Origin of the sequence: Natronobeatus ordinarius (assembly GCF_024362485.1) — an archaeon.
GTDB classification, from domain to species: domain Archaea; phylum Halobacteriota; class Halobacteria; order Halobacteriales; family Natrialbaceae; genus Natronobeatus; species Natronobeatus ordinarius.
In genome coordinates this window covers 3,557,378-3,582,421 of the sequence record NZ_CP101456.1, presented here as the reverse complement: position 1 = coordinate 3,582,421, position 25,044 = coordinate 3,557,378, and the positions used below count along the sequence as shown (strand labels likewise).

At 58.0% G+C, this 25,044-nt stretch carries 18 protein-coding genes and 3 pseudogenes; 12 read left to right on the top strand and 9 right to left on the bottom strand.

All coding sequences use genetic code 11. The annotated features are described in order from the left end of the window. Window positions 1-32: 32 nt before the first annotated feature. The 3 genes from NMQ09_RS18065 to NMQ09_RS18055 form a co-directional block, all read right to left on the bottom strand. Complete coding sequence (locus tag NMQ09_RS18065; RefSeq protein ID WP_255191970.1) at window positions 33-2,024, bottom strand: oxidoreductase; 1,992 nt, start codon at window positions 2,022-2,024, stop codon at window positions 33-35. Window positions 2,025-3,332: 1,308 nt separating this feature from the next. Beyond that, window positions 3,333-3,923 (bottom strand): HD domain-containing protein, encoded by a 591-nt coding sequence (locus tag NMQ09_RS18060; RefSeq protein ID WP_255191969.1) that lies wholly within the window; start codon window positions 3,921-3,923, stop codon window positions 3,333-3,335. 6 nt (window positions 3,924-3,929) lie between these two features. Further along, window positions 3,930-4,649, bottom strand: a complete 720-nt coding sequence (locus tag NMQ09_RS18055) for an EthD domain-containing protein (protein WP_255191968.1) — start codon at window positions 4,647-4,649, stop codon at window positions 3,930-3,932. A 713-nt stretch (window positions 4,650-5,362) separates the two neighbouring features. On the opposite strand from NMQ09_RS18055, the gene NMQ09_RS18050 reads away from it, so the two are divergent. The 3 genes and pseudogenes from NMQ09_RS18050 to NMQ09_RS18040 all read left to right on the top strand — a co-directional run bounded on the left by NMQ09_RS18050 (window position 5,363) and on the right by NMQ09_RS18040 (window position 8,227). After that, window positions 5,363-6,127 (top strand): IclR family transcriptional regulator, encoded by a 765-nt coding sequence (locus NMQ09_RS18050; protein WP_255191967.1) that lies wholly within the window; start codon window positions 5,363-5,365, stop codon window positions 6,125-6,127. Window positions 6,128-6,390: 263 nt separating this feature from the next. After that, window positions 6,391-6,997: pseudogene (locus NMQ09_RS18045) on the top strand (winged helix-turn-helix domain-containing protein). A 225-nt stretch (window positions 6,998-7,222) separates the two neighbouring features. Further along, a complete protein-coding gene (locus NMQ09_RS18040; protein WP_255191966.1) occupies window positions 7,223-8,227 on the top strand; it encodes a Cdc6/Cdc18 family protein in 1,005 nt (334 codons plus the stop codon). A 215-nt stretch (window positions 8,228-8,442) separates the two neighbouring features. On the opposite strand, the gene NMQ09_RS18035 is transcribed toward NMQ09_RS18040, so the two are convergent. Then, complete coding sequence (locus NMQ09_RS18035) at window positions 8,443-9,480, bottom strand: Gfo/Idh/MocA family protein (protein WP_255191965.1); 1,038 nt, start codon at window positions 9,478-9,480, stop codon at window positions 8,443-8,445. 230 nt (window positions 9,481-9,710) lie between these two features. On the opposite strand from NMQ09_RS18035, the gene NMQ09_RS18030 reads away from it, so the two are divergent. From NMQ09_RS18030 to NMQ09_RS18015, 4 genes and pseudogenes are all read left to right on the top strand, one after another. Continuing rightward, complete coding sequence (locus tag NMQ09_RS18030) at window positions 9,711-10,403, top strand: P-loop NTPase family protein (RefSeq protein ID WP_255191964.1); 693 nt, start codon at window positions 9,711-9,713, stop codon at window positions 10,401-10,403. Further along, window positions 10,390-10,650, top strand: a complete 261-nt coding sequence (locus tag NMQ09_RS18025) for a DUF8156 family protein (RefSeq protein WP_255191963.1) — start codon at window positions 10,390-10,392, stop codon at window positions 10,648-10,650. The genes NMQ09_RS18030 and NMQ09_RS18025 overlap by 14 nt, the downstream gene beginning before the upstream one ends. Before the next feature lies 1 nt (window position 10,651). Then, entirely contained in the window at window positions 10,652-12,760 is a 2,109-nt protein-coding gene (locus tag NMQ09_RS18020) for a type B DNA-directed DNA polymerase (RefSeq protein ID WP_255191962.1), read from the top strand. Between the two features lie 58 nt (window positions 12,761-12,818). Further along, a pseudogene (locus NMQ09_RS18015) lies at window positions 12,819-13,259 on the top strand (archaea-specific SMC-related protein); the annotation flags it as partial. 58 nt (window positions 13,260-13,317) lie between these two features. Here the strand turns inward: NMQ09_RS18015 and NMQ09_RS18010 are convergent. After that, window positions 13,318-14,472, bottom strand: a complete 1,155-nt coding sequence (locus NMQ09_RS18010) for a tyrosine-type recombinase/integrase (protein WP_255191961.1) — start codon at window positions 14,470-14,472, stop codon at window positions 13,318-13,320. 355 nt (window positions 14,473-14,827) lie between these two features. Further along, window positions 14,828-14,989 (bottom strand): hypothetical protein, encoded by a 162-nt coding sequence (locus tag NMQ09_RS18005; protein WP_255191960.1) that lies wholly within the window; start codon window positions 14,987-14,989, stop codon window positions 14,828-14,830. 353 nt (window positions 14,990-15,342) lie between these two features. Here NMQ09_RS18005 and NMQ09_RS18000 point away from each other — a divergent pair, with 353 nt between their 5' ends. From NMQ09_RS18000 to NMQ09_RS17985, 4 genes are read left to right on the top strand one after another with little or no spacing between them, the layout of a single operon-like run. Then, window positions 15,343-16,506, top strand: a complete 1,164-nt coding sequence (locus NMQ09_RS18000) for an NAD(P)/FAD-dependent oxidoreductase (RefSeq protein ID WP_255191959.1) — start codon at window positions 15,343-15,345, stop codon at window positions 16,504-16,506. Between the two features lie 2 nt (window positions 16,507-16,508). Continuing rightward, on the top strand, window positions 16,509-17,165 hold the full coding sequence (locus NMQ09_RS17995; protein WP_255191958.1) for a helical membrane plugin domain-containing protein: 657 nt from the start codon (window positions 16,509-16,511) through the stop codon (window positions 17,163-17,165). Next, window positions 17,162-18,589 carry a cytochrome ubiquinol oxidase subunit I gene (locus tag NMQ09_RS17990; RefSeq protein WP_255191957.1) on the top strand — a complete coding sequence of 476 codons (1,428 nt, stop codon included), beginning with the start codon at window positions 17,162-17,164 and terminating at the stop codon, window positions 18,587-18,589. The genes NMQ09_RS17995 and NMQ09_RS17990 overlap by 4 nt, the downstream gene beginning before the upstream one ends. Window positions 18,590-18,593: 4 nt before the next feature. Further along, entirely contained in the window at window positions 18,594-19,661 is a 1,068-nt protein-coding gene (locus NMQ09_RS17985) for a cytochrome d ubiquinol oxidase subunit II (protein WP_086887514.1), read from the top strand. 439 nt (window positions 19,662-20,100) lie between these two features. On the opposite strand, the gene NMQ09_RS17980 is transcribed toward NMQ09_RS17985, so the two are convergent. Further along, window positions 20,101-20,781: an IS6 family transposase gene (locus NMQ09_RS17980; protein WP_255191956.1), complete on the bottom strand. Its 681-nt coding sequence runs from the start codon at window positions 20,779-20,781 to the stop codon at window positions 20,101-20,103. Between the two features lie 117 nt (window positions 20,782-20,898). Here NMQ09_RS17980 and NMQ09_RS17975 point away from each other — a divergent pair. Further along, window positions 20,899-22,688, top strand: a pseudogene (locus NMQ09_RS17975) (transposase). Between the two features lie 317 nt (window positions 22,689-23,005). On the opposite strand, the gene NMQ09_RS17970 reads toward NMQ09_RS17975, so the two are convergent. Both NMQ09_RS17970 and NMQ09_RS17965 read right to left on the bottom strand, forming a co-directional pair. Beyond that, window positions 23,006-23,425: a DUF7970 domain-containing protein gene (locus tag NMQ09_RS17970; protein WP_255191955.1), complete on the bottom strand. Its 420-nt coding sequence runs from the start codon at window positions 23,423-23,425 to the stop codon at window positions 23,006-23,008. Further along, window positions 23,422-24,312 (bottom strand): ParA family protein, encoded by an 891-nt coding sequence (locus tag NMQ09_RS17965; protein ID WP_255191954.1) that lies wholly within the window; start codon window positions 24,310-24,312, stop codon window positions 23,422-23,424. Before NMQ09_RS17965 ends, NMQ09_RS17970 begins: the two co-directional genes overlap by 4 nt. Window positions 24,313-25,044 lie beyond the last annotated feature (732 nt).

The following is a 25,044-nucleotide window of genomic DNA, read 5'->3' as shown; positions in this document are numbered from 1 at the left end:
ACGAGATCATTCCGAATGCGGGGTGGCGCTGCTTAGATCGACCGGCCAATCTCGTGGCCGTGATAGACCGCGTCGGCGATCCGACGCGGGGAGACACAGTCACCGACCGCATGTACTTCCTCGATCTCAGTTTCGGATCGAAGTTCGTCGACGTCGGCTTTCAGCTCCTTGTAGAGCTGATCGTTGGAGACGCGCATTGTCGTGAACACGACGTAATCTGCGTCGACAGTGTCCGTCTCACCCGAGTATACGTTCGATACCTCGACGGTGTCTTCGCTGACGGACGCAAGGGAGTGTTTCGGGAGGAACGTGACGTCCTTCTCGTACAGCGATTTAAAGATCTCCTTCTGCTCGAACGTGTGAAATGCCTCCTGGAACTCGCTCGTTCGGGGAGTCACGAACGTGACGTCGTTTTCGTCGGCCAACGACTGTGCAATGCCGGCACTGACGTTGTACCCCTCCTCGTCGAAGATGACGACCGATGAATCGGAGATGTCTGCATCGTTCGCTTCTTCGGGGGTGAGAACGTGGTCTTGGTTCCAGCCCTCGACCGGCTCGTGGGTGCCGGACGTGATGCCTTTTTCGGACCACCTCGCACCCGTCGCGATGATTACGATTTCGGCGCCGTACGTCCGAACGTCGTCGTAGTCCATTTCGGCCCGGGGGCCAGTGTGGATCTCCGCCATGTCCAATCGCTGCAGTTCGGTCTTCCGCCAGTCGCGGACGCGTTTCCACTCGCCAAGGTCGGGGAGGCTCCCTTCGAAGTTGACGCGTCCACCGACGTCACGCTCTTTTTCTTTCAGATGAACGAAGTGCCCTCGTTCGGCCGCGACCCGCGCTGCTTCTAGTCCTGCTGGCCCGCCCCCGACGACGACGACGCCTTTCGGCTCATCCGCTTCGCGGTACTCCTCTGCTGGCCACTGTTCCTCCATGCCGATCGTCGGATTCTGCGTGCAAATAAGCGGAATGCCCTGTCTGGACTGTGAGACACAGATGTTACAGCCGATACACTCTCGGATCTGATCGACGTCACCTTGTTTTGCCTTTCGTGCCCAGTGCGGATCCGCGATGGACTGACGGGCCATCCCAATCATATCCACGTACCCCTCCTTGAGCAGTGACTCGGCATCGTCGGGATCGGTGATCCGACCTGTACCTCCGACGGGTACGTCGAGTTCCTGAGTCGCCTCCCGAATATACTCCATCTGATAGTTCTTGTTGTGTTTCCGACTCGGGCCAATCATGTCATCGATAGACTGCTTGACACCGATGTCTATGTCCCAGAAATCGAGATCGTCGCCGATCTGACGGATGATCTCCATCCCGTCTCCGTCCTTCGTGAGCCCACCGTCGACCCGCTCGTCGATCGTGTACCGTGTCCCAACCGCCATGTCGTCGCTCACGTTTTCCCGGACCACGTCGATGAGTTCTTGGAAAAAACGCATCCGGTTCTCGAGGGAGCCACCGTACTCGTCGTCACGGTTGTTGTAGAACGGCGAAAGAAACTGCGAGATGAGGTAGCCGTGAGCGGCATGGAACTCGACACCGTCATAGCCAATCTCACGTGCTCGGGAGGCTGCGTCCCCAAACGCATCGACGATCTCCTGAATATCCTCGTATTCCATCTCTTTCGGCGTGAAGTACCTCCCGGAGGGGATCTGTGACGCCGATAGCGGTGGATGTCGGGTTCCGTAGTTCGAGGCCGTTATGCCGCCGTGCCACAGCTCGACGAACACTTTCGAGCCCTGCTCGTGGATCGCCTCGACCATTTCCTTTTGTGGCTCGATTGTTTCGTCCGTATGTATATACCCCGTGTCAACGGGAGTCGCATCGGACGATTCGTGTACCTGACTGTACTCTTGAACGATGAGACCGAACCCACCTTTTGCCTTCTCTGCTCGGTGGTATTTCTGACGGTCACCGAGTCCATATGCGTTCCCGTGTGGGGGCTGATACACTCTGTTCGGAATCGTGACAGGACCAATGTCTATCGGTTCGAAAAGGCGGTCGTACGATTTCGCCATATCTGGCATTATTTATCTGAGCATATATCAGTTTCTTTGCTGGGTGAATTTCGCCGCTAGGGACGATGCTCGTCGGCAGTTCGTTCGTTGTCCTCCCACTAGGGTGGAGACCGGTAATCGACTATCTTCGACCCAATTTCGACTGAAAAGCTTGACTTCGAAATGTTCGAATCCGATTTCACGTGCAATAGTATACAATGACATACCGAGAGACATTGTACGACACTCCGATGTTCGAGACGAGGGTAAACAACCCACAAAAGCCTATTCGAGGAACTCGAATACGTTTCTCCCGTGTTACGTGCTGATCTGGGCCGATACCAATTAGGGAATTACAGGGCATTCCCCTTTCACAATGTCGAGAGTATCTGTCTAGACCGATAATCCTCTCGACGAAAGTACGGTCAACCGTCATCCGAAACGCGTCCAATACAACAATCGTTCGGCTTATTCGAATCGATAAATCGGCATAAAGTCTGATATCGATTTACGTAGTTCACCAGTTATTATTAATTTTGGTTATTGCTACCAATGTGGATCGTGCACTGGTGCGCCTGTCAACCCCCGCCGATGGAAGCTATCGTCACGCGGATTTGTCTGTCAATATCAGTAGCCATGACGACGCACGAACTGCAGGGGTCACGAATGAACACGAGCGAGCGCATCGTACAGGTTCTCGAAGAGGTCGTGCCGAGTATCTATCCGGGTATCTCGACGGCCGGACGAGCGAACTGCTGGTGTAGCTTTCGGGCCCATCCATCGACGTTATGCGTCCGAGGGAGGTACGTGAGGCGATCGTGATGGCTGAGATGGACGGCCGTCTCACACAGACCCCTGGACCGTTGGTAGGACAGAGTTCGTGGATCGGTAACCTCGGTATGGTTCGCCAGATACAACCGGAGGATGGGGGAGATCGACGGCGTCGAGTTTCACGATACTCACCTCGTTTGCGTTGCCACGTGATTCGGGGCCAACGCGCAGCGTATCGTCGGTTCGGACGAGCTCGGCGGGGCACTCCGAACTGCGAGGGCCGCGAACAAGCTGACCGTTCTCGATGTTCAGATCGACCGTGAACCAGACATGGCGGAGACGTTACAACCCTCGTTCTACGAGACGGTCCTCGGGCTTCACGAGTAGCGACTCACACGCTCTCCTCGAGACCACTATTTCATCGAATAAATTCCCGTGTGAGATGTTTGCTGAGCCGAGAAGTAAATCCACAACCAGTGCGACTACGGTGGATCCCGAATCGTGGTAGTTCGACTGGTGAGGCGTTTCTGACGGAGGGCACCCGGCTAGCCGGGCCACCTACTTCGTCGTCTGGGAGTACTTAGCAACCCACTCTTTGAGGGTGATTCCCATCGTCGCCTGGGTGATCGCGTTCGAGGACGCGGAGTTGGCGCTCTTTACGAGTTCCGCTTCCAGGGTTCGGGTTGGGATCTCGCCGATGAAATGCGGGATCGCCCGCTGAACCGCAAGCGGACAGCCCACCTCGTGAGCCAGCGCGTAACCGGATAGCGAGTGAGGGATTTCATCCGTGGCGTACTCGAGGTTGGGATCTGCGGTTAGATCCTCATCGACGTACTCGACGTACTCGTAGCACTTCCCGACGTCGTGGAGCAGACACGCCGCCCGGATGACGTCTAGATCCGGATCCGCGCCGTGGAAGTCACGCTGCTGTCGGGCCGAGTCGACGGCGATACGGACGACCCCACGGACGTGTTCAACGTTACTCGTTTCGTGAATGTTCCACGCATAGGGGATATCGTGAATGTCACGCCACCCACCACGCTCAAGGGCGAGCACCCATGCCTTGCGTACCTTCGCGCGGAGACTGTCGGATTCTATCTCGGACAGTTCAGGGAAGGCATCTTCAACCTGTGAGCGGTACTCGGTCATCTCTGTCTATTCGTCGGCTTGCTTTTGGACGCGCTCGCGGCCGATAAAGCGGGGACGTTCGTCGATCGCGAGGAAGTTATCGACGTCCTCGCGTGCCTCTTTGGCTTTGCCGCCTGCTGGATCGTAATCACGGCTCCCTTCGCCTCCGAGCGCCGCGTGCAGGTCCTCGAGGCTTTCGAAGTACAGTTCGGAAACGCCGTCGAACTCCGCGTTATCGGGATCCGTTGGAAGGACGGTCGTGTACCGAACGACACCTTCGATCTCTTTTGCGATCGGTGTGTGGGTGTTCTGCCAGTGATCGATGAACTCCTCGTGGGTCATTCCATCCTTTCGAACGAGGAAGGCGGAGTGCTTGTAAAGCCCAGCGGTGTCACCGTCCGTCTCGTCTTTCTGAACGATTTCTTCGCCGATGAAGCGAGGTCGTTCGTCGATCGCGAGGAAGTTATCGACGTCCTCGCGTGCCTCCTTCGCTTTCCCCTTCGCTGGGTCGTAATCTCTGGATCCCTCGCTACCGAGTGCCGCATATAGTGCGTCGAGATCCTCAAAATACAGCTCCGCGATTCCGTCGAACTCAGCAATTTCTGGATCGTTCGGCAGCACCTGTTGATACCGTGTGACCCCCTCGATCTCCTTTGCGATCGGGGTGTGTGTGTTCTGCCAGTGATCGACGAACTGATCGTGGGTCATGCCGCTCTTGCGGACGAGCAGCGCTATGTGCTTGTACATAACTTCCGTCCGTGGAATTATTGTGCAGTGTAATAAATATGTTGTATATTCATTTCCTGTGCGTAGACGATAGCCATGCCTCCTGGAGGTAGCAACGTTCTGAGATCGGCCGGTTGCGACGCAGCCCCCAGTTCTTGCTCAAAACGCTGGCCGAAGGGATCACAGAAGCCATAGCGAAGTGTGGTGTCAAAAACGAGACTCACAGTGTCGACGGTGGGAAGCAAAAGGCTACTCCGCGCACGGAGGTAAGAGACTCGAGCCCAACGTCGAGATTTGTATACGGTTCAGAGAGGACGCCCAGAGAGTGAAAAACGACGACGAGACCGAGTGTCTACTGATAGTGGGAGCAATCTGTGAGGTGGCTTTCCAGCGGATCAACGAGGAGGCCAAGCCAGGGGCGTACGAGATGAAGTGAGGGGAATCGGTCAGCGAGTTGTGGCGACACGACGCGTTCGTTGGCGGTGGGGACCTCATCTCGAGGTCGAACACGTGGCCAAAACATCAGGCCACCACCATGGTTGAGGTAATTCGTCCCAACGGCAGACAGCGCGACACTATGGACTATCGCACGCTGTCACCGATCCTGAGCCGGATCGTTAGTGTCCGATGGGTGGTTCGCTCCTCGGCGTTCGAATTACTCGAACGAAGAAGGTCGCCACCTGTGTTCGAACTACTCGAATAGATTTATCTGTGAGTGTCGAAAACGTACGGGTATGAAGGACACACCGGCTCGACCCGTCACGACCGTCGAAACAACAATCAAGATACTCGAGGAGATCAAGGAACGGGACGAAGCGACCCTCGATGAACTATCGAGTGCGGTCGGTATCGCCAAAAGTACGACCCACCGTCATCTCCAAACGCTTGAACAGCAGGACTTCGTGACACGATCCGAGGAACGTTACCGAATCGGTCTCCGAATGCTCGGTTTCGGCATCCACGCGAGAGCACAACGAGAGCTGTTCCACGTCACCAGACCAAAAATCGACGAGCTGGCTGAAGAGACGGGTGAAAGAGTCTGGTGTATTACACACGAACACGGTCGCAGTATTCACCTGTATGGTGCAGCCGGATCTCAGTCGGTCAAGACACAAGCAAACGAGGGGGACAGGGAGTACCTTCATCACACTGCCGCCGGGAAAGCCATTCTATCGACGTTCGACCGTGATCGGATCGAGGCAATCATCGAAGCACACGGGCTTCCAGCCAGAACCGAGGACACGATTACAAGCAAAGAGGACTTGTTAGAGGAACTCGATTGGATTTCAAAGCACAACTATGCTTTCAACAGGGGTGAATCAGTTCCGAGACTTCACGCTGTCGGCGCGCCAATCACAGATTCAGACGGTGTCGCGATCGGTGCAATCAGTATCTCCGGGCCGTCAAACCGTCTGAAAGGGGACGTCATGACAGAGAAAATCCCCGACCTGTTGCTCGGATCGACAAATGAAGTTGAAATAAACATGAATTATTCATAGATAGTGTGTTGCTTCAAATACTGATAGATTAGTTATTAATCTCGTGTGATAACTCGTTGGCACTATGGTCTAGCTGTTGTGTACTCGGAGATCACATCCACGAAGTTGTAAGGACGAAGGAGCCCCAACGGAACCGAATCCATTACAACCATATGTGTGTAACACACGGTGCGCCAGTAAGTCCCGACCTATAGTGACGGTGCAGTGACGACCAAATTTAGCGCCCATTAGAATTATTTACTCGATAAGTCTTGTGACAGGCAGTGGATCACCTCGACGAGATCTCAGTCGAAGAGTTGCAAGATGCTCTCGACAACGTGGACGGAAAGAAAGTACGGATGAGTCGCTTGAGCAGGCCGTCACTGATGTCCATCGATCTGGGAGAAAACGAAAGTTCTCGGAAAAAAGCAAGAACAATTCGAAGCAACTGTTCACGGATCTCCTGAAGAAATTGGGCTCGACGCGCCGGCGTGGACGCCGGCGCTCGTCCAGCAGTATCTTGCCGAAACGTACGATGTCGAGTACTCAATCCCGAGTTGCCGGCGGCTGCTCAAGGAAGCGGGGTTGAGCTATCAAACACCGCGCCGTGCAGCCGCCGAATCCAATGCTGACGAGCAAGAGACGTTCCGCGAAGAGTTCAAAAAAAGCGGCGGGAGATGGACGCCACAGTAGTCTGTATCGATCAACCCAAGAAATCCGTCCAACACGTTATCGGCGTACTCGCCAGCGCTAAATTCTGTCGAGGAGTGCTGCAGACAACGTCAAGCTGCTCTCGGCAACCGCTTCTTTGAGTCACTCGGCGATCTTACAACGGCGATTGATACAGCTCTTGACCAGCCCACTATATCTACGATGAGTAATTATTTCTGATTTTTACTATAGACGGTGCCTAATTCACTACTTAGTATCCCCTTCGTGCTATCTGTTTTTGTTGCACTACAACACAGATCGCGGTCATCAGAGGGGTCCCTGTCTCAAAAATGGTAGAAGCCAACTACGGTGACAAGGTTAGATGAGGAAACACGAACCCTATTTCCGGAAATTCCGGAATCGACCCCCTTCCACTTATACTCACCCGTGAGAATCTCTCGGACGATGATTCGGGATGCGAGGGTGCTTCGGCCGGAGTTCGTCCCCCAGGAACTCGTCCACCGTGATGCCGAAGTGAACCACCTCGCTCACGTCCTCGAGCCACTGACTCGAGGCGAGCCAACTGACGTGGCACTCCTGACTGGACCGTCGGGGACGGGAAAAACCTGCATTTCGCGGTATATGGCCGACCGGCTCCAACAGGAAACGCTCTCAGTCGAGACGCAGTACGTGAACTGCTGGCAGAACTACTCGCGGTTTCGAACCGTCTATCGAATCCTCGAGGGCCTCGGAAAGACGCTCGATATCCATCGCCAGTCGACGCCGCACGACGAACTGCTCGAGCGGCTCCGGCGGTACGACGGGCCTCCGTGTCTGGTGATCCTGGACGAGGTCGACCAACTCGAGGACAAACGGCTCCTCTACGATTTACACGCGTTGTCTCGGTTTTCGCTGATACTGATCGCAAACCGTGAAGCAGAGCTGTTCACCGATCTCGACGACCGGCTCGTGAGTCGGCTGCGCGGTAGTGAACGCGTCCAGTTCGATCGGTACTCGACCGACGCGCTCGTCGAGATCATGCACAGACGCGTCCGGATCGGGCTCCGGGATGGTGCCGTCGACAGATCGGTGCTGCAGACGATCGCCGATGTGGCAGCTGGCGACGCTCGCGTTGCGTTGAGCATCCTCCGGAGTGCAGCCCGACGGGCACAGCAAAACCACCTCGAGACGATCACTGCGTCGGTGGCCGAGCAGTCAATTCCCGATGCTGAAGCCGAGATCCGACGGAAAAACCTCGATACGCTCACCCCCCACCAACGCCTCCTCTACGAGATTCTCGACGAGCACGACGAACTCGCACCCGGTGACATCTACGCCACGTACCGAGAGCGAGCCGAGAATCCGAAAACCGATCGGACGGTCCGAACGTACCTCTCGAAGATGGCTCGATACAATCTGCTCAGTGCTGAAGGGAGCAGCCGAGATCGCGTGTACCGAACGCTAGAGTGAACCGGAAACAGCGTGGTCACTCGAGTGGATCATCGAACGATTCACGGGGGAGAGGTTCCTGATACTGAGGAGACCGTTCGCTACGCGGCAAAGGCGGCGTTATGGCTGTTCGACGGCAGCTCCATCACCTCGTTCACGCTCAGAGCTTCACCCGCAAGGAGGTCGTCCTCCCGAGCACAGTAGCTCGAGAACCTGTGCAAGAAGTCTCGACCGCTTCACTCAGCGTCGACGCCGAGGACGGTGTCGACGACCTCCTGGACGCGCGTCGCCTCTGCGAAGGAGACGAGGTCGCCGTCGCCGCCCTCGAGCTCGGTCACGAACTCGTCGATCAGTGTGAGTGTCGTCTCGCCCGGTTCCTCGGTAATCACGCGCTCGTCCGCCTCGCCGGGGTTGGCGACGAGGCAGCGCCACGCCTGTAGCGACAGCGACCCCTCGGTTCCCTCGACGGTGAGGCTATTTTCCTCGCTGCCGGCACAGTCACAGAGGAGGTCGATAGTCCCGTGGACGCGCTCATCGAGGGCGACAGCACCGCCGACGTCGGTGACGGTCTCGGCATCCGCTCGGTCTGCCTCGCTCACATCGGCGCCCGCAACATCGCCACCGGCGAGGAATGTGCCAACGATGGACTCCTCGTACTTCTCTGGGGCCGTATGCCGTACGTCCGCAGTGACGTCGACGAGACCACCGAACAGTTCCTGCGTCCCGAACACGAAGTGGCTCCCGACCTCCCGGAGCGGGCCGCCTTGCTCGCGGCCGGCGAGCCAGTCGACGTCCTGCCACTCGCGCGGCCACTGCGGGAAGCGAAATCGGAGGGCGACACGTTTCGGCGTGCCGATCTCGCCGGCTGCGATCCGGTCGCGCATCTCGACGAACCCTGGCGTGTAGCGGAACGGGAAGTTGATAGCCGTCGTCCGGTCGCTCTCGCGTGCAAGGCCGGTTAGCTCACGGCCGACCGCTGCGTTCTCCGCAATGGGTTTCTCACAGATGACGTGCGTTTCTGCGCTGAGTGCGGCCTGGACGACGGCCGCGTGGTGCTTCGGCGGGACGCCCACGTAGACGATATCGATCGTGTCGAGATCGACGAGGTCCTCTACCGCGGTGACCGCCTCACAGTCGTACGTTGCCGCCATCGATTCTGCTTTCTCGGCGACGCGGTCACAGACTGCCCGGATTTCGGTCCGTTCGTGTTCGTCAAACGTTTTCGCAAGGCGCGACCCGATGACGCCACAGCCGACGATTCCGACCTGGTGCATGAGCAGGAGATGGGTCGGTCGTCTCAAGAAGGTGCCCTTCGCAGTCGGACCTCGTTACCTACCCACTTGTCGACAGGATATGGGTTCGTGATTTCCTGCAACTATGCTCCCCTCTCATTCTCACCAACATCGAGTGCAGTAATCGAGACACTACCCACGGAATTAGGACTTCGGAAATTCCGGAAGCCACACGCCACGCCTTATTCTAACCGAAATTCTATCTTGTTGGCATGGGCATACACGATCAGACGATACCGGAACTACCGACGCTCGAGTCGGGGGTCCAGCTTCTCGAGACGGCAGGTGGTTCCAGAGGCCCGCTCCATGCGCTGGTTGCCGATCACGTGCTCCGAACCGGTGGGAGCGCCTACTGGATTGATTCACACGGCCACGCGACGACGCGTCCGCTCTACCGGCTTGCACCCCACTTCCGATTGCTCGATCGCATCCACGTTGCCAGAGGATTCACCGCGTTTCAGCATCACGCACTCGTCGATAGCGTTTCGCCACTCATCGATGAGGAAACATCGTTGCTCGTCCTCCCGGCGCTGGACGGCCAGTACCGGTCGGATAGCCTCCGACGGACGGAACGAACGAACCTGCTCACGAGGACGATCGCGACGATCGCCGCGATCGCTCGAGAACACGACCTTCCGGTATTGATCACGAAGACGCGTGACGACGCGTTCGCCGACCCAGTCGTAAACGCAGCCCGGGAGGTCATCGAGTGTGAGCACACCCGCTTCGGACCGCGGTTCGTCGCCGACGATTTCGAGACGCTCGTCTACCCGGCCAGCAGCGGCCACGTGCAGACGACGCTGACGTTCTGGAAACGCGTGCTCGCCGCCCGACAGCCACTCTACGAACGTCCGTCGACGACAATACCATCCCCACCGGAGGTGACCGCCGATGGGTCGTACTAACCCGACCTATCGCGACCTGCTAAGCGGACTCGAGACACGGTGGCAGCCGTACCGTCGGGGGCTACGCCGGGACGATCAGGAGCGATTCGACCGGCTCTTCGAGCACGCACGTGCACACGCCGACGCAGCAGGAACTCTCAACCACCCCGAACCGTTCTATCCGTTGCTGATCTCGATTCTCCTCGAGCAGGCACAACGGATCGAAGAACTCGAAGCCCAGGTCGATGCGATCGACGAGCTCGAGTAACATGGCCTTCAAAATCGACTTTCTCGACGACGGCGTCTACGAGTGGACGGCCACCGATGACGGGGTATCAGTCCGTCGGATCGAGGACTACACACCGTCGGTCTACGTAACGACGGAACACGAGGGAGACTCGAAATTCGATGCGGTGAACGAACTGCTGCAATCGCATCCTGCAGTCGTCACCGTCGACCAGGAACGGTGGCGACGGGGGTTTCGCCACGATGCCGAAGACGTACTTCGAGTCGATCTCGAGTCGATTGGCGTCGTCCGGAACGTCGCCGAGCGAGTGACAGCGCTCGATCGGCCGGGAACGCATCGCTGTTACAACGTCGACCTCTCGCGGGAGTTTCGATACTGTCTCGAACGCGACCGTGATCCGACGCCCGCCCGCGAGTTGACGACGCTCGAACTCGAGGTCGAACCGGTGGAACTCGCGACACCGCCGATCACCGAACTCACGGTTGGGTCCGAGCAGGTCGCTGGCGATGCGGTCTCCGTGCTCGAGGCGATCACCGACGCCCTTTCGACAGTTGCTCCCGACGTGCTGATCTGCTCGACGACCGAGATCGTTCCCGTCCTCTATCGGACAGCCGCAGAACACGACCTCGACTTTCAGCTGGGTCGGCGTCCGGGGTGGCAGCAGCTCGCGGGACGATCGACGTACGAAAGCTATGGCCAGGTCGGGCACTCTCCCGCTCGGTACGACGTTCCCGGTCGGGTGCTCATCGATCGGTCGAACACGTTCTTCCACCATCAGTCGGGACTCGATGGCTGTCTCGATCTCGTGCAGCGGTCGAGAAAGCCGCTGCAGGAACTCGCGTGGGCGTCGATCGGGAACGTGCTCACGGCGATTCAGATTCGCGAAGCCCGCGACCGAAACGTCCTCGTCCCCTGGCGCTACTGGCGACACGAGTTCTTCAAGCCGATGTCGACGCTGCACGACGCCGACCGTGGTGGCCACACGTTCGCACCGGAGGTTGGGCTCCACGAGAACGTTCACGAACTCGACTTCTCGAGTCTGTATCCAAACATCATCCGAACCCGAAACGTCAGTCCGGAGACGATCCGGTGTTCGTGCCACGCCGATCGCGAAGACGTCCCCGAACTCGGCTACAGCATCTGTGACGAACCGGGCTACCTGCCGGACGTCCTCGGCCCGTTGATCGACGACCGCGACGCGATGAAAGCCGAACTCCGCGCCGGCGTCGACGATCCCGAGCGCGAGCGGACGTTGCGTCGCCGGGCGGAGGCAATCAAGTGGATTCTCGTCTCCTGTTTCGGCTACCAGGGCTTCTCGAACGCGAAGTTCGGCCGGATCGAGTGCCACGAGGCGATCAACGCCTTCGCTCGCGAACTCCTGCTCGACGCGAAGGAAATCCTGGAGAAAAACGGCTGGCACCTCGTGCACGGCATCGTCGACAGCCTGTGGGTGACACCCGTCGAAGGCGACCGCCAGAGGCCACTCGAGGAACTGACGACTGAGATCACCGACGCCATCGGAATTCGTCTGGAGTACGAGGCGGCCTACGACTGGATTGCCTTCGTTCCACTCCGAGATAGCGACGAGGGAGCACTCAACAAGTATTTCGGGAAACTCACCGACGAGGAGCAGTACAAGTACCGGGGTATCGAGTGTCGACAACGCCACACCCCTTCGTTCATCAAGGACGCCCAGCGTGACCTGATCGAGACGCTCGACGTCCACCGAACACCCGAGGCAGTCTGCGACCGACTCCAGCGTCACCTCGAGACGCTCCGCACGGGTTCGATCGAGCCGACATCGCTCGTAATCACTCGTCGAGCGTCCAGGCGCTTAGGAGAGTATCACCAACGAACCCGAACCGTCGCAGCGCTCGAACGAGCGCAGGATGAAGGGCTCGAGTTCCACCCCGGAGAACACATCTCGTACGTGGTGACCGACGACGAGCGTGACTCGAGGAATCGCGTCGCGCTCGAGCACGAAGCGGTCACAGAGTACGACGTCGATTTCTATGCCGAGCTGCTGATTCGTGCTGCTGAAAGCGTGTGTTCACCACTCGAGTGGCGACAGTCAGATATCGAACATTACCTTGATGAGCGTGTCGACGCATCCATAACCGCCTGGCATTGAGGGGTCTGTTGAAACTCATTCTTTGAACGGATTGTAGTAACGTTTTGGGTGTACCGTTAGCGAGGTCGTCAACGCGTTCAACGAGCACGTGGAATCGATCCTCTCGGTGCTCGAGTACGCCAACATCGGACGGATCTGGATTGAGCGCCGCGAGCAGACTGTCCGAGAGGAGTGGCGGGCTGTGACCCGCTCAGCGTTCAACCTCCACGTCGTCCGGACCAGCGAGGAAGAGGCGACCTGCGAGGACACGATCGATCACCTCTCCGAGAGCGAATGGGAAGTGACCGTCCTCGTCTTCACGCTGGCGGGCTACCTCGTCCACGACATCCACGACGTCGTCCCGTTCATGCTGCTCGATTTGCTCGAAGCGGTCGATTCCGAACGCATCGCCGACCTGGTTGAGTACCGCGAGGAGTTCATCGACTGCCTCGTTGCCGCGTTACTCCCCGAAGACGCCCAGGCGCTATCGGATGAACACCACTACGTCACTGAGAGTTGAACCCCACATCGGGCACCCTCATTCGGTATAGCATTAAAGAGTGTACCACGATCAGATCTCATTCACCATTGAACACCTCACTCACGTCGTCAGCCAATTCACTCGCTTCGATGTGGGCATACATCTCCGAGGTGGTTGACGGGTCGGCGTGTCGAAGGGTTCGTTGGGCGGCTGCGTGTCCACGCTCACGATAGAGCTTTTCGCCAACTCCACGGCGGGCTCCGTGAAGCGTGAGATACTCATCTTCGCCAAGTCCAGGAACGTCGGCGGCGTCGGTGAGGCGTTTGAGGATCGATCGTACGCCTTCAGTAGTGATCGACGGCGGTTCGATCTCCTCATCAAGCACAACAGCCCAGTGGTGACTCGTCGAGACTCGTTTGCTACGTTCTTTCGGACCGAGTTCAGCTGCGATCTTCCGTGAGAGTGTAGGGACGTGCATCGATGGGAAGACAGGCCAGTCCGAGGCTGTCGGCTCGAGGGCGTCCTTCCACCGTCGTAACGGTCGTGCTGCTTGCGTAGGGAGTTGGGCATCTTCGACTTGCTGGTTCTTTCCGAGGATCCTGAGCCTGCCGTCCTCGAGGTCGACGTCTTTCCACCGCAGACCGGCCCGCCGGTCGTCGGTCGGGTCGTTCAGGATCTCTCCACCACGGACGCCCGTGTACGCGAGCGTCGCGACGAGGGCACGGTCTCGGAGGCGCTTGTGTAAGACGGGCTTCGGGGCGATCGGGTGCCGATAGGCGCTGTCGACGCGCCGGCGCACGTAGTCGACGACCGTCTGTCGCTGTTCGGACTGCCAGAACTGGCGGTTGTACTCGCCGCTCGAGGGACGAGCAGGCATCGGCTCGCGAGCCCGTGCTTTTTCCGCAGGATTCTCGGTGAGGTAGTCCCACTTGACTGCCCAGGAAAGGAACGCCGAGACGTAATCGTAGTACGTCCATGCGGTTGAAGCCGCGATCCCGCCGTCGACGCCATCAGATTGACCGGCCTCGACACGACGAGCGAGGTGACCAGCGAAGGCGGCCATGGTGCGTTCCGTGACATCCTCGAGGGCCTCGACGTTGCGCCGGTGGCAGAAGTCGATCCAGGAACCAACCACGCGCTCGAAGTTCTCCCGATAGTTCGGTGAGAGTCGACCTTTGGTCTCGAGACACTCCTCGAGGGCGTCTTTCAGCGGCGTTTTCCCTGGGGTAGCGCCGGAATCTCCGGGTTGCATCAACGTAGATGAGTAGACGGCGTTCGAGACAATAAAGGTACTTGTGATTACTGGACTAATGCAAAGTACTCTATCCAATCCTGTGGAGCGCTGAATTCAGACGTTTCAGACCCTGTAGCTCAAAGATCTATAATCATAGCCCAAGTATAAACTGCATAGTGATATACCAAATCTCGAGTCCTCTAGTCACAACCTCAGGATGTGAATTTCTACAAACCACTAGCTCTCCAACACCTGGACTAACTAGATACCATCATAGGTTCGAAGAATAATATCACTACATGCGTATGCTGTGCGTCTATCCAACATAGCATGTGCCGGTTTCAAAATAACCCCCGTTAAAACCAGGGTGATATCAGGATCTCGAGTTCGAGCCTGCGACCTGCCCCATCGGTGAGACGAACCACGAGCCAAGCAGGACGAACAGTCCGACGATGGCCAGGATCACGCCGATCGGTGGATTAAGAAACAGTAGCGGAATGGCGACGACGAAGGCGAGTACACCGTTTTTTCTCACCGCTCGTTTCGGTGCATTTCCACACGCAGTGCAGGTACCAGTTCCCTCCTCTAGAGGTTCGTTGCAGGCTGCACACGTTCTGGGCATGTTGTCTCTCTCGCTCTCTTCGCTCTTAGCCGTTGGTATTGAATAATTGATTAATAGATACACCGTCTGTTATGAGCCTCTCTCAACCACGAATTGACCTGTTGTTGTCAGTTAGGGGGGGGCTGCTTTATAGCTATCCGTTCTAACGTGGACAACAATGGTGTGTCAATGCCACCCATCCCCCCTATTTCGACTCGTGTACTGTAGCCGGCCAGACAGGCTCGGTACCGATGCTCGACTTCACTCTGTAAGGAGGGTTCGGATGAATGGCGACTGACTCGACAGACGTGGACGGCCAGCGCGTCGTGATCGTCGGTGGTGGGACCGGCGGCACGGTCGTCGCCAACAAGCTCTCGGACGCGTTGCGCGAGGAACTCGAGGCCGGCACACTCGAGGTGACGCTCGTCACCGACACGCCCGATCACGTCTACAAGCCGATCTTCCTCTACGTCGCTTTCGACAGGAAGTCGGTTGCCGACAGCCGTCGTCCACAGCAGGAATTGCTCGATCGCCGAGTCGAGTGTCGACTCGATCACGTCACCGCGATCGACACCGACGAGAAGCGCCTGTCCCTCGAGGACGACGATTCCCTCGACTACGACCACCTCGTGATCGCGACGGGTGCGACGCTCGACCCGGAGGCCGTCGATGGACTCGCCGAGGGCGGCCATCACTTCTACACCGCCGACGCTGCCGAGGCGCTTCGGGACGAACTCGCGACGTTCACCGCCGGCCACCTGGTGTTGAGCACAGTCGGCATCCCGCACATGTGTCCGGCGGCACCGATCGAGTTCGCGCTCATCGTCGACGACTGGCTCCGGGAACGCGGCCGTCGGGACGACGTCGAGCTCACCTACACCTACCCGGTCGACGGAGCACACACGATCGAGTCGATCGACGACTGGCTGACGCCGCTTTTGGCAGAGCGAGACATCGCCCTCGAGATCGCCTTCGAGGTCGAGTCCGTCGATCCGGACCACGAACACATCACGGCAACCGACGGCCGGTCGCTCGAGTACGACCTCCTCGTGACGATCCCGCCCCACGTCGGCGGGCCGCTCGTCGAGCGGGCGGAGCTTGGAGAGGAGTGGATCGAGGTCGACAACCACACGCTCGAGGCGACGCGTGCCGAGGACGTCTACGCGCTGGGGGATATCACCGACGTCCCGACGAGCAAAGCCGGCAGCGCCGCACACTACCAGGCCGGCGTCGTCGCAGACCGGGTCGCGAGTGCGGTCCGGGGACAGACGCCGACGACCACGTACGACGGCCGGACGCTCTGTTTCGTCGAGGCCGGCCTCGAGGAGGCGACGTTCGTCTCCTTCGACTACGACCTGGATCCGGTCGTTCGACCGCCCTCCCAGTTCGTCCACTGGGCGAAACTCGCGTACAACGAATCGTACTGGCTGACCGCTAGAGGCTTGCTCTGATCATGACTGACGAGACAATCACCGGCGAGGACGACCTCGACGACCTCCTCGTCGAAGCGATCGAAACGAATCCCGAGGCAGTCGCCGCGTTCGTCCACCAAGAAGGCCATCTCGAGGGGTTGTTCGACACCCCGGCGTTCGAGACGGACCGTCTCGACGACCGACTCCTCGAGGTGGCTGCCGACGCCGAGGCAGCCGAGGGTCCGGATCGACTGACTGCGGTCCTCGAGGAAAACGTAGACGACCTCGCCACCGGCCTCGAGCGGGTCGCCAGGCTCGAGGCGAACGGCGACCTCGAGACGCTGGTCGGGCTGGCGAACACGATCGCGTTGCTCGCCGCCGCGGTCGACGACGACATCGTCATGTCGGTCGGCGGGACCGCTGGTTCGCTCGGAGAGGTCGCGGATACGACGGCTGATCCGGATACGGTCGCCGGTGTCCAGACGTTGCTCGAGGGGCTCGGTGAGGCGGCCGGGGAAAAGCCACCGGAACAAGTCGGCACTGTCGAATTGATGCGGACGCTTCGAAACCCCGACGTCCAGCGTGGACTCGGATTTCTCGTCGCCATGGTTCGGGCCGTCGGGGTCCAGCTGGAAGACGAGCGGGAGGCGATCGACCGAGCAGCGGAGGAAAGTGAGTCGAGTGGTGAGAGACAGTGATCGAGCCGCTGTTGATCGACCCCGAACTGGGGAGTCGCATTCAGTTCGGCGGCACGCTTTCGGTCCACATTGTCTTCGCCGCCCTCTCGGTCGGGCTCGCCCCCTACATCGTCTACTTCACTTACAAGGAGATCTCGACGGGTCGTGAGAAGTACGAACGGTTGCGCTCGTTCTGGACGAAGATCTTCGCCATCGGGTTCGTGATGGGCACGGCGACGGGGATCCCAATGAGCTTCCAGTTCGGGACGAACTTTCCCGCGTTCTCGGAGTTCGCCGGTGAACTCATCGGCGGCCCCCTCGCCTTCGAGTCGACGATGGCATTCTTCCTCGAGGCCGTCTTCCTCGGTGTCCTGTTGTTCGGCCGCGAACGAGTTAGCGACCGCGTCTACGTCCTCTCGTCGGTGCTCGTGATGGTCGGTGCGTGGCTTTCGGCGCTGTGGATCCTCATCGTCAACTCCTGGATGCAGACGCCCCAGGGTTACGAACTGATCGAGGAAAACGGCGTGACAGGACTCGTACTCACCGATCCCATTGCGGCGTACTTCACCCCGCGGCTGTTCTGGATGTACGTCCACATGCAGAACGCCGCGGTGATCTCCGTGACGCTCTTCGTCGCCGGCGTCGCCGCCTACTTCGTCTGGACGAACCCCGACAGCGAACCCTGGCGCGGGACGCTCAAGCTCTCGGTCGGCGTCCTCGCGATCACCTCGATCTTCCAGGTGATCCACGGCGACATGTACACCCGTCACGTCGTCCAGACCCAGCCGATGAAGTTCGCCGCGATGGAGGCGCTGTACGAGACCAAAGAGGGCGCCCCGCTGCACCTCCTCGCGTTCCCACGGAACCTCGCGGACATCACCGACCCGCGGGCCGAGGAACTGTTCACGGTCAGTATTCCATATCTGGCGTCGTTTCTCGCCGAGGCCGATCCGACCGGGGTCGTCTACGGCCTCGAGGAGTTCGATGTGCAGAACCCGCCGGTCGCGTACGTCTTCTGGTCGTTCCGGACGATGGTGTTTCTCGGCTTCTGGTTCATCGCCCTCGGCCTGTGGGGCGTCTACCGGATGCGCAAGGGGACGCTCTTCGAGCGGGGCCGGTTCCTGAAGGCGCTGATGGCGTCGATCCCGCTCGGCTTCGTCGCGACCATCGTCGGCTGGTACGTCACCGAGATCGGCCGCCAGCCCTGGATCATCCAGGACGTCCAGCTTACGAGCGAGGGGGTCTCTCAGACGCTCACATCGACCCAGATGACGATCTCGCTTTCCGCCTTTGCGATCGCCTACGCGATCCTCGTCGTTCTGTTCATCCGGGTGATCAAATGGATCGTCGACGACGAACTCGAGCGCGTTCTCGAGGACGACTTCGAACGGGTCGAGCAAGAACGGACCGACGACCAAGCGCCGAGTGGCTCCGGTGAGGTGTGAGCGCGTGACGACCAACTTCCCGATCATGGCGGACGTGACTCGAGTCGATACCGTATTGTTCGGCCCCGTCGTTCCCGTCGACGAGTACCTGATCCCGTGGTTGCCCGAACTCTGGTTTGGTATCTTGCTGTTTACCCTCGGGATGTACGTGTTCCTCGATGGCTTCGACTTCGGGATTGGTATGCTGTACGGAACCCGCGAAGACGAAGCCGAACGCGACCTGTTGCTCTCGATTTTCGGTCCGGTCTGGGACGCAAACGAGGTGTGGCTCGTCGCGTTCGGGACGGTGCTGTTCGCCGCCTTCCCGCCGGTGTACGCCTCGCTGCTCAGCGATCACTACCTCCTCGTCTTCGCGATCGTGTTCGCGTTGATCCTGCGGGGGATCACTCCCGAGCTTCGCGAACAACGAGACGAACCAGAGTGGGTGCGTGCCTGCGACCGAGGCTTCGTGGTGGGCAGCACGCTTTCGCCGTTTTTCATCGGTACCCTCGCTGGAAGCTGGGTCTTCGGGACTGGCACGATCGCACTCCCGAGTGTCTTGACCGGTGTGGCCGTTGTCTTTCTCTCGGTGGCCAGCGGGGCGGCCTACGTCGCGATGAAGACAACCGACACGCTCCGTGAGGAGATGGTCAGATACGGACTGTACGCCGCCGCGGGCTACCTGCTCAGTGTCGTTGTGTTGCTCATTACCGTTTTCCTCACCGATCCACTCGGCGTCCGCGAGACGCTTCTTTCGACCCCGGTTCTGGCGGTCGTCCTCGTGACGGTCGTCTTCCTCGGTATCGGCGTCGTGGCAGCAACCCGGGACGCACTCGAGGTTACGTGGTGGTTTTACGCCACCGGCGGCGTCGCGTTCGCGCTGATTACGCTCGTCGCGATTTTGCTGTACCCGGATCTGTACCCCGCTACTGGAACGACGGTCCGTGAATCGATCATCTCGCCGCTGGCGCTCAACGTCCTCACAGTCGTCGTGATCCCTGTCCTGTTCCTCGTGTTAGCGTACTTCCGGTACCTGTACACGGTGTTTTCAGGGCCGGTCGAACACGAGGACGGATACGGAACCTCCGACTGATTCGATGGAAACACTGCTACGTCAAAGAGCGAGAATCAAGCATGGGGCGCACGAGACCGACGAGAGGTCTGTACCACAGAGCACGTTGCACTGAATGGTCCCAGTGCATAGGAAGCCGAACCATGGACGTTACAACCCGACTGTCGTCGGGTACGATTGTCGGGAAAGCCCGAGTAGGAGACTCTCAGGTTCGCGCACCGGCATCCTGTAGAGAAGACACTGATCAAGAAGCGGACGCCGTTGCGCTTACCTCCAGATCGTGATTGCAATCACCAATCACGAGCCAGGAGACAATTCAAGACGTGAGAAACTCAAGACATGGTCTAGATCCTATGACACACTCTAGTTACCCGATAGTCATCACTTGATTAGAGGTCGTAACAACGTCAAGGAGATCAGACATTGTTGAGATCGGATAAATATCTCCCTCGGGCACTGTCTAGTTCAGCACCTCCTCAGCTGGCGTTCGGCCATTGAGCGCTTGATTCGGTCGATCGTGGTTATAGTGGTGTCTGAAGCGTCTCAGCCAGCGTCTTGCGCTGGCCGGACTGCCCCGCCAGAAGGAGTGAAAGCGGTCGATCCGCATTGAGACAGTTTGAAACCACTTTTCGACGTGGTTTCGGTCGCTGTAGTTGAGTTGACCGCTCAATTCGTGGCGCGCGAGGGCAGTCAAATAGCCGCCAGCATCGACGAGAAACTCTGCCTCGTCGATCTCGTGTTTCTCGATGAGTCGGTGCAAGAACGCCGCCGCGGGGTCAGTCCCGCGGCGGCTGAACACGTCGATTTCGAGCAGTAGCTTCGATTCTATGTCGATCGCGGCATACAACCATTTTTTCTCGCCATCGACCTCGATCTGTTTCTCATCGACCGCGACCCGCGACGGCTGCGCCGTCGGCGGGTCGCTCTGAGCTTCTGATAATTTGTGTGTCCAGTTCCAGATTGCGCCGTGAGAGCGGTCAATACCGAGTAATTCAAGCACTGCGACGACCTCCCGAACTGACAAACCCATCGAATGCAGTCGCACCCCGAACACCCTGACGGGTGTCGGGGTGCGCTCGTTCTCCCAAACCTCATCACAATCCACGTCTAAGGTCTCTCTGAGCAGGTTGGCGAGTTGCATGAGCACTTCTCGCCACCACCTGCTCATTCCTCAAACCCTCATCTAGACAGTGCCTCGTGTAGTATTGCGTTCACAGATACATTAGATCGACATAATTGAGCGGATATATGATGTGATATGTTCGAATCATTTGTTCCCATATCTGGACCTACTGTGGCACACGAATTGACACCGACGCTGGACGACGATGCTCCCGCGGTTGCGGGAGCAATCGTCTACCACGCGAAGACACTCTGTGACCAAGTTGATACACTCTGGCGACTGCTCAACCAAGTCTCGATTCCAGTTGCTGAACTCAGCGATAGCCGCAATCAGAACAAAGCAACCTTCAGCACCGAGTCGATGGCACGGCTCTACATCTACCAGACGGTCCACGACCTCACCCAGAGCGAACTCGCAGACCGCCTCGCGAACCGCCCAGCACTTCTGAAGGGCTTCGGGATGCCCAAGCCACCGACTCAACAGAACATCTCGTACGCGTGGAGCAAGTTCAGTGCTCAAACGAAAACCACGCTTGAGGCCGCAGCACGGGGAATGCTCTTGGAAGCCCACGATCAGGGGCTCATCACCGACGTACTGCTACCACCACAACCCGACGAGAACGACATCAAAGAGACCGATGAGCAGCCAATAGCAACACGCGAGTACGTACACGACCATGGCAGCAAGGTGGTCGAACTCGCTCGCAGACACGGCTTCGCCGAGTTCAACTCTGACAGAGCCAACAACAGAGTCTACGAGGACGAACAGATCCTCGATCTGTTCACCAACGCATGCCTGACACAGGGAAGTGCCCACTCAGAAGTGAAGCAGGGTGGTTCCTCGATAAGAACGACGTCTGTGACGATTCGACGTTTCTTCGGGTGATCAAGCAGTTCTCGATGCCACCGGGTCAGGAGCTTCCAAAGCCATTTCAGGAGTACAGCATCGAGGATATTGTCGCTTTCACCGAGGAATTTCGTGAGACGTTGATGGAGTCGTTCGACGCTGCAACCGAGAACATTCTCAGCACGATTCGCCACGAAGATCCGTTCGATGACCGCAACGTAGTGGCAGCTATCGACTTCACACACGTCCCCTACCACGTTTGGCCGTGGATCGACAAGGACAAGCAAATCCCGAAGGCAGACTATCCGCCGATGGTCAGCGGGTACAAAAGTGACGGTGAAATCAAGCACGGGTATACGTTCGCGACGATTACGATCGTCGGGAACGACGTCCCGATCATTTTGGGTATTGAACCAGTCAAAGAATGCTCTGCGTGGGAACCAGAAGATGCTCCAGCCGATTCGAAGGCGGATGTGGTCGACCGATTACTGGCGACTGCCCAGCAGTACGTCGATCTCGACGAAGTGCTCCTCGATCGAGGATTCTACAGCAACGACGTGTACGCAACGATCCACGACCGTGGGTTGGTGTACATGACGCCGGTACCGAAGTACGAAAACGACTACGAGTCGATTGCGAAAATCAAGAGCAAAGACGGGGTTGACGCCGCTATTAAGCACGATGTTCCGTTCGCCATCAATGGCGAACTCCACCACACCGCTGAATTCCTGTACGTGCCAGCAACTGACGAGGAAGCAGACGGCAATTACGCCGTGTTCGTGACCAACCGTGACCATGTCGCTCCCAACGAAATCATGCACGTCACCAACAGCTACAGCCGACGCTGGGACATCGAAAACCAGTACAAGTCGGTGAAGGCGTTTCTGCCGAAGACGTCCTCGAAGGACTACCGTGTGCGGTTGTTTGGCTTTACGTTCGCAGCCCTGCTGTACAATCTCTGGCGACTCACTGATTATCTGGTGAAAGTCGGGATGGGGCGTGATATTCGCTCTCCACCAGTCGTTACTGCCAAGACGTTCGTCCGGGCGATCGGAAAATATCTTCGCGAGGGCGGCTGAAGCTGCGGTTGCGGTCCGTAGGCCGCTCTTCGAGAGCTGCAGCACTCGTACTCTCCGCAAAATCTGGCATGGGAAGCCGTTGTTTGCTAGATATCACTGGTCATCGATGAACTACACCAGCCGATCCAGATACAAATGCCTCAAATCGAGCTAACTTCTCTCTGATCTCGTTTGTAGCGGTGGTAGATCCCGAAAACGTGGAGAGAAGATAAAATAGGGAGGTCAGAGGGGTTGAAATGCGCACCTTCGGGCGAATTGCTTCACTGCAGAGTGGGCACTCTTCCCGAGAGATGAGAACAGTAGCACAACACATCCGGTTACGAACGTCGACGCGCTTCAATCAAGAGGTCTGCAACACGTTCTGGTTCTTCGACCGCGAGACGGAGTGCAGCATCGTGAAGTTCTCGTATTTCCTCGTCCCTAATCCCCTCCTTTCGGAGCGTAGGAACGATTGTGATCCCGACAGCATCCTCGAATGCATCCCACGTCTCACCACGCGCATAGAGTGGCCGTTGACGCACGTCCGCGTATTCGAATGCTGGCCCAGAGAGGTCATCGTCAGATTCAGATTCCAGCGTTGCCGCTCGAGTCGACCGTTCGGTGGATTCTGTTTCAGGAGTTTGAAATTCAGCCACCGTTTGTTCCTCGGCATCGTCGTCTACTTGGCTTTCATCACCCGTTTCACTCACTCCACTGGACTCGCCAGGCGCGAGGTCGTCGAACGGATTGTCACTCATCGTTCGACCCCACCGTTGACAACGATATCCGCGAGTTCGTCGTAGCAAACGATCTGGTCGTTTTCAGGGTCGTAATCCTGTAACGGTTGGTTGTGCTGAAGCGAGCGTGAGAGTGCACTCCGGTGACGGATTCCCGGTTTCGGCGGCCGGAGTTCCCCGGCGTCGATTTGCTCGAATTCCTCCGCGGTGATGCGCGCGAAATTCGGAATAACGTCTTGCAGTGGCTCCCCTTCGTTGACGTCCGCGGTCGCCGTATTCAGGTTCTCGAGCAATTCCCGATCTTCAGTCTGCTGGTCGATCCGGTCAGAGAGCTTGTTCGGAACAACGGCAAGCACCTCGACGTCGATGTACTTCCGGGCCGGCTCGATCAACCGTTCCATCGTACGCTTGTAGCCACCGATCGAACTCGAGCCAGGCTCGAGTGGAATAATGACGTTGCCGGTCGCGACGAGGGCGTTGTTATTGAGCATCCCCGGATACGCTGGACAGTCGAAGACCATGTACTCGTACTGCTCACCGAGCAGTGGATCGACGATGTTCGTCTTTACGCGTGCCGAACCCTGCATCGCACCGGCGAGATCCTTCTCGACGTCCTCGAGTTCGTTCGACGACGGTAAGAGATCGAATCCATACTCGGTGGGCTGTATCAGGTCACCGACAGTCACGGTACCGCCGTCGAGGAGGACGTCACCGAGGTCTTCATCAGCACGGTACGCCTCACCGAATCCAAGTCCGTTCGTCGCGTGACCGTTCGGGTCGAGGTCGGTGAAGAGCGTCGGGCCGCGCTCGGCGAGCTGCCGGGCGAGGTTCATCGAAGTCGTTGATTTGCCGACACCGCCTTTCAGGATTACCACGCTGACCGCGCGGGGTTCTGTTGTCGCTGCCATTTGTGTGACTCTGCCCGGTTCGAGCGTTCGTAGTAGGTACCTATTGTATCGTGAACGCCCGCTTCACTGGACATTCAGTACATATTTCGCGTTCGCCTTAATTCTACCGTAGGCAAGTGTAGTAGATACAATAGGTGCAATAGGTACCTTAGCTGAGATAGCTACTGCACCTATTGTAGGCACCGAAGGAATCCAAGCAGCAATATCGACAGTAGCCACTCAAGGACGAGAAAACGCATCGATAGCGGAGCCACAACTGTAGCTGAGTCCGTGACATCAAACCTCACCATTTTGACCGCAAACAGAAGTCAACACCCCAATAGTATCAACACCCCAATAGTGCTCGAAGTAGGCGATCGAGCCAGAGATAGTAGTAATAGGTGCAATAGCTACCTGAGGCACCTCAGCTATTGAAGCTAGACCAGGCAACACAGACACCTGTGGAAGGGTAGTTGTGGTAGGTGCTCTAAAATCCGGAAGATGACAGTTGCTGGGCGCAGGTACCGGTAAGCCAGGGAACCAACAATCAATAAGTGCAATAGGTGAAATAGATAAAGTAGTTATGACAGGCACAATAGGTGCAATGGGTACAATAGGCAGAATAGGTGCAATAGGTTGAACAGAGACAATAGTCACCATAGTGGCCGTTGGAACGATTTACATCCGAGCAACGCCGAGCGGCCAGCCTCGGCCTCGACACTGAGGTTGGCCACGGATGTTCGTGATCAGACG

Bases quoted from the DNA above. Each gene is read 5' to 3' on its own strand.
- NMQ09_RS18010 (WP_255191961.1), bottom strand. From the start codon at position 14,472: ATGCAACCCGGAGATTCCGGCGCTACCCCAGGGAAAACGCCGCTGAAA.
- NMQ09_RS18060 (WP_255191969.1), bottom strand. From the start codon at position 3,923: ATGACCGAGTACCGCTCACAGGTTGAAGATGCCTTCCCTGAACTGTCC.
- NMQ09_RS18030 (WP_255191964.1), top strand. From the start codon at position 9,711: ATGGGCATACACGATCAGACGATACCGGAACTACCGACGCTCGAGTCG.
- NMQ09_RS18065 (WP_255191970.1), bottom strand. From the start codon at position 2,024: ATGGCGAAATCGTACGACCGCCTTTTCGAACCGATAGACATTGGTCCT.
- NMQ09_RS18035 (WP_255191965.1), bottom strand. From the start codon at position 9,480: ATGCACCAGGTCGGAATCGTCGGCTGTGGCGTCATCGGGTCGCGCCTT.
- NMQ09_RS18025 (WP_255191963.1), top strand. From the start codon at position 10,390: ATGGGTCGTACTAACCCGACCTATCGCGACCTGCTAAGCGGACTCGAG.
- NMQ09_RS17995 (WP_255191958.1), top strand. From the start codon at position 16,509: ATGACTGACGAGACAATCACCGGCGAGGACGACCTCGACGACCTCCTC.
- NMQ09_RS18020 (WP_255191962.1), top strand. From the start codon at position 10,652: ATGGCCTTCAAAATCGACTTTCTCGACGACGGCGTCTACGAGTGGACG.
- NMQ09_RS18055 (WP_255191968.1), bottom strand. From the start codon at position 4,649: ATGTACAAGCACATAGCGCTGCTCGTCCGCAAGAGCGGCATGACCCAC.
- NMQ09_RS18040 (WP_255191966.1), top strand. From the start codon at position 7,223: ATGATTCGGGATGCGAGGGTGCTTCGGCCGGAGTTCGTCCCCCAGGAA.
- NMQ09_RS18050 (WP_255191967.1), top strand. From the start codon at position 5,363: ATGAAGGACACACCGGCTCGACCCGTCACGACCGTCGAAACAACAATC.
- NMQ09_RS17970 (WP_255191955.1), bottom strand. From the start codon at position 23,425: ATGAGTGACAATCCGTTCGACGACCTCGCGCCTGGCGAGTCCAGTGGA.
- NMQ09_RS18000 (WP_255191959.1), top strand. From the start codon at position 15,343: ATGGCGACTGACTCGACAGACGTGGACGGCCAGCGCGTCGTGATCGTC.
- NMQ09_RS17965 (WP_255191954.1), bottom strand. From the start codon at position 24,312: ATGGCAGCGACAACAGAACCCCGCGCGGTCAGCGTGGTAATCCTGAAA.
- NMQ09_RS17980 (WP_255191956.1), bottom strand. From the start codon at position 20,781: ATGCAACTCGCCAACCTGCTCAGAGAGACCTTAGACGTGGATTGTGAT.